Origin of the sequence: Rhodoblastus sp. (assembly GCF_019449565.1) — a bacterium.
Taxonomy (GTDB): Bacteria; Pseudomonadota; Alphaproteobacteria; order Rhizobiales; family Beijerinckiaceae; genus Rhodoblastus.
Genome location: NZ_JAGRPM010000028.1, coordinates 1 through 3955 on the forward strand (window position 1 = coordinate 1; position 3955 = coordinate 3955).

Annotated in this window: 2 protein-coding genes and 1 pseudogene; 2 read left to right on the top strand and 1 reads right to left on the bottom strand. The window is 64.9% G+C overall.

Annotated features, from left to right (window positions below; genetic code table 11):
* Positions 1-188 precede the first annotated feature (188 nt).
* Complete coding sequence (locus QZ409_RS06945) at positions 189-1196, top strand: RHE_PE00001 family protein (protein ID WP_296708469.1); 1008 nt, start codon at positions 189-191, stop codon at positions 1194-1196.
* Between the two features lie 480 nt (positions 1197-1676).
* Positions 1677-1811 (top strand): WGR domain-containing protein, encoded by a 135-nt coding sequence (locus tag QZ409_RS06950; protein ID WP_296708468.1) that lies wholly within the window; start codon positions 1677-1679, stop codon positions 1809-1811.
* Positions 1812-1934: 123 nt separating this feature from the next.
* Here the strand turns inward: QZ409_RS06950 and QZ409_RS06955 are convergent.
* Positions 1935-3940 (bottom strand): annotated as a pseudogene (locus QZ409_RS06955) (AAA family ATPase).
* Between the last annotated feature and the right edge of the window lie 15 nt (positions 3941-3955).

The following is a 3955-nucleotide window of genomic DNA, read 5'->3' on the forward strand; positions in this document are numbered from 1 at the left end:
GGCGCGGCAAGCCCGAGTTGAAAAGTGGCATGAAATGGTTCCGAGATTGAAATTTTAAAGCAAAAGAGCGGCTAAAATAACGACCGAACCTGAAGAAATGGTGATGCTTTAGCTCGTTGAAGTTTTAAATCAAAACCGACACCGAGGACGCGGTCGCCCGGCTCGACGAGCGGCTGCGGTCGAGCCCGATCCGGCAGGGCTGGATCGAACGCAGCCATTTTGCCGACGCCTGCGCCTCGCTGTGGCTCGAGGGCTGGCTGGCGCCGCTCGAAGACCTCGTGCTGCACGACGCCCATATGGACGCCCGCGCCCCGACCGCCGAGCTCATCCGCGCCGCCCGCGTGCTCGCGGCGCGCCGGCGCATTCTGGCGGCGCCGCCCGGCTGGGCGCTGTCCGGCGCGGGCCTCGCCGCTTTGCGCGGCGGCGCCTTTTTGCCGGCAGGGGAGGGGAGCGCCGCCGCGCCTATGGAGGACGACGGCGCGGCAGGGCAGGGGGCTTTCGGCGATGATCGCGATCGCGACTCCGACGATCCGCTGGCCGCCGAGCTGGCGGCGCTCGACGCCGCGCTTCTCCGCACCGAGCGCGCCCTCGAACGCCAGCCGGCGGTCGAGCGCGAGGAGCGCGATCCGCTGGTTTACGACCTCGACTGGGACGAGGACGCGCGGCTCGAACAATGGCGCGAGGCGGTCGCTGTGACCGCCGGCCTGCCGCCGGCGCTGGCGGCGGCGTTGACCGCAGCGTTGTGGGACGACATCGCGCCGCTGCAGCACGCCCCCTGGCTCGGCCGCCTGTTGGCCGCCGCCCTGTTGCGTGAGCGCGGCAAAACCCGCAGCCATCTGTTGTGCGTGAATTCCGGCGCCCGCGCGGCGCCGCGACTGCGGTTGAAACCCGACGATCCGGTTGCCAAAATCCTGTTCTGGCTGGCGGCGATTGCGGCCGCCGCGGAGCAGGGGTTGAAGGACCACGACCGCTGGCTGATGGCGCGGGCGTCGCGCGCGGGGGCGCTGAAGGGGAGAAGGGGGAATTCGCATCTGCCGCAGGCGCTGGATCTCGCTTTGGCCCGGCCAATCGTCACCGCCGAGCTGCTGGCGCAGGAGCTCAAGGTGTCGGCGCGGGCAGGACAGAACCTGATCGCCGAACTGGGGCTAAGGGAGCTCACCGGGCGGCGGCGCTATCGGGCGTGGGGGATTTTGTAAGACGGCGGCGCGACAAAAAAAGACCGTCGGTTGTGACGCCAACGGCCCAAGTCTAGGGAGGAAACGCCCAAGGAGGGCGATGAGGCCGGCAGGGCCGCGCCTCACACAACTAATTTATGCTGCACTGCACAATTTGTCAAAGGATTATGTTGCAGCGCAGCATTTGGCGACCGACTTCGCCGATCTGCCGCCTGTTCGACTGGACCTTGCCCGTCGATTGAACGGCGCTTCAGAAATCGGGGGCAGAACTCTGGCGAACTCCGATCGAGCATGTGAATCAGTGGACGCGCTTTGATTCAAATTTCCAATTGGACGCGGTGCCGGCGCTTTGCGACTCTTCGACATGTCCCCAGCAGATATGAAGATCGTTACGCGCAAATTCTCGGAAGCCGCGCACATGCGCCGGATCGACCCGACGCGGAACGTGGCGCGGTTCTAGAAGTCTCGCTTGAGCCCTCGCTATTTGGTACCTGGGCGGTCGTGCGCCGCTGGGGTCGTATCGGCTGTCAGGGCCGAATCCGATTGGAGGTTTGCGACAGCGCCGACGACGCCGTCGATTGCATCAAGCGTCTGATCGCAGCGAAGCGTCGGCGCGGCTATCAAACGGTCGCGTAACTGCGCTCGCGTAGGCGGATGTTTTCGCTTGGCGACATTTTTTGCGCAGACCTCAGTTTCCGGCTCTGAATTTAGGAGGCGGTCGATTTCGTATGCGTTTCGAACGAAAGCGTCTGGCGTCGATTATGCCGCCGCCCCGTTCCCGGTCAGCCATTCGCGCAGTTTCGTCCAACGTCTTCGCGACCCATGGCTGCGGACGGCGATGGCGAGCGCCTTGCGCTGTCCGACGATGACGACGAGGCGCTTGCCCCGAGTGACGGCCGTATAGACCAGGTTCCTGGCCAGCATGGTGTAGTGCTGCTTGGCCAGCGTGATCACCACGGCGGGATATTCCGACCCCTGCGACTTGTGAATCGTCGTCGCGTAGGCGGGAACGAGCGCGTCGAGTTCGCCGAACGGATATTCGACCTCGCGCCCGTCGAAGTCGGCGATCAGAACGCCGTCGGTCTGGTCGATGCGCCTGACCCGGCCGAGATCGCCGTTGAACACCTCGCGGTCGTAGTCGTTTTCGGTCTGCATGACCTTGTCGCCCGGAGCGAAGGCCGAGCCGAAACGCGCGATTTTCTCGCCCATGTTCGGATTGAGGGCGTTCTGGAGATCGGCGTTGAGCGCCCGCGCGCCAAGCGCTCCGCGCTGCATCGGGCACAGCACCTGAATGTCGCGGACCGGATCGAGGCCGAAGCGTCGGGGAATTCTGTCGCGGACGATCTCGACGACCTTCGCAGCGCCATCCTCGGGATCAACTGCCTCGACGAAGAAGAAGTCGGAGTCTTCGCCCGGTTTGGTCCATTCCGGCATCTCGCCGCGATTGATGCGATGCGCATTGACGACGATCCGGCTCTCGGCGGCTTGCCGGAACACCTCGGTCAACCGGACGACCGCGACGGCGCCGGAATTGATCACATCGGCAAGAACCTGTCCCGGACCGACCGACGGCAATTGGTCGACGTCGCCGACCAACAGCAAGGCCGCCTTCGGGGGAATGGCCTTCACCAAGGCGAACATCAGCGAGGTGTCGAGCATGCTGGTCTCGTCGATGACGAGAAGGTCGCAATCAAGCCGGTTCTCGGCGTTGCGTTTGAACCCGCCAGTCTTGGGATCGGTTTCGAGCAACCGGTGGATGGTCTTGGCTTCGACGCCGGTCTGCTCGGACATTCGCTTGGCGGCTCGGCCGGTCGGCGCCGCGAGTAGGATCTTCGTTCCCTTGGCAAGGACGATGCGCAGGATGGCGTCGAGCAGCGTAGTTTTGCCCCCGCCGGGGCCGCCCGTGACCACCGCCGTCTTTGACCGGAGGACCATCGCGACCGCGGCGCGCTGTCGGCAATCTCATGGGCCAGGGCGGCGTCGACGCCGCTGGCGTCGACTTCTAGCAGCGTCGTCGCGAGTTTGATCAGGTCCTCGGCAGGCAGACCGCAGTGGCCCTCGTCGGTCGCCTCCTGCAACGCGAAGGAAATGCCAGCCCTAACCCTTTGCGGCGCCTCCCGCGTCATGCCGAGCTTCATGGCGATGGCGTCGGCGGTGCGAAAGCCGATGCCGCGGATGTCGCGCGCGAGCCGGTAGGGATCCTCGGTCATGACGTGGATTGCGTCGTGTCCATAAGTCTTGAAGATGCGGACCGCCCGCGACGTGCCGACGCCGTTGGAGTGCAGGAAGAGCATGATGTCGCGGATGGCTTTTTGCTCGGCCCAGCCGACGGCGATTTTTCCGGCGCGGAACTCGCCTATGCCCGAGACATCCCTCAGTTTCTCGGGGCTTGCCTCGATGATTTCGAACGTCGCCGCGCCGAATACGGCGACGATCCGCTCCGCGAGCTTCGGGCCTATGCCGCGCACCATGCCGGAACCGAGGTATTTCTCAATCCCCTCGGCCGTCGTCGGCGGCGTGGTCTTGAGGAAATCCGCCTTGAATTGCAGCCCGTGGGTTCGGTCGGTGATCCAGACGCCGACGGCGTGGATGAATTCGCCAGCCGAGATCGAGGCGGCGTGGCCGACGACCGGCACAAGGTCGCGCTGTCCCCGAGCCTTCACTTTCAGGACGGCGAAACCGCTGTCCTCATTGTGGAACGTCACCCGCTCGACCGAGCCGACGAGCGTGTCTTTGGGCGGCGTTGCATCGAAGGAAGGCTTCAACGGAGCAAACCAAAA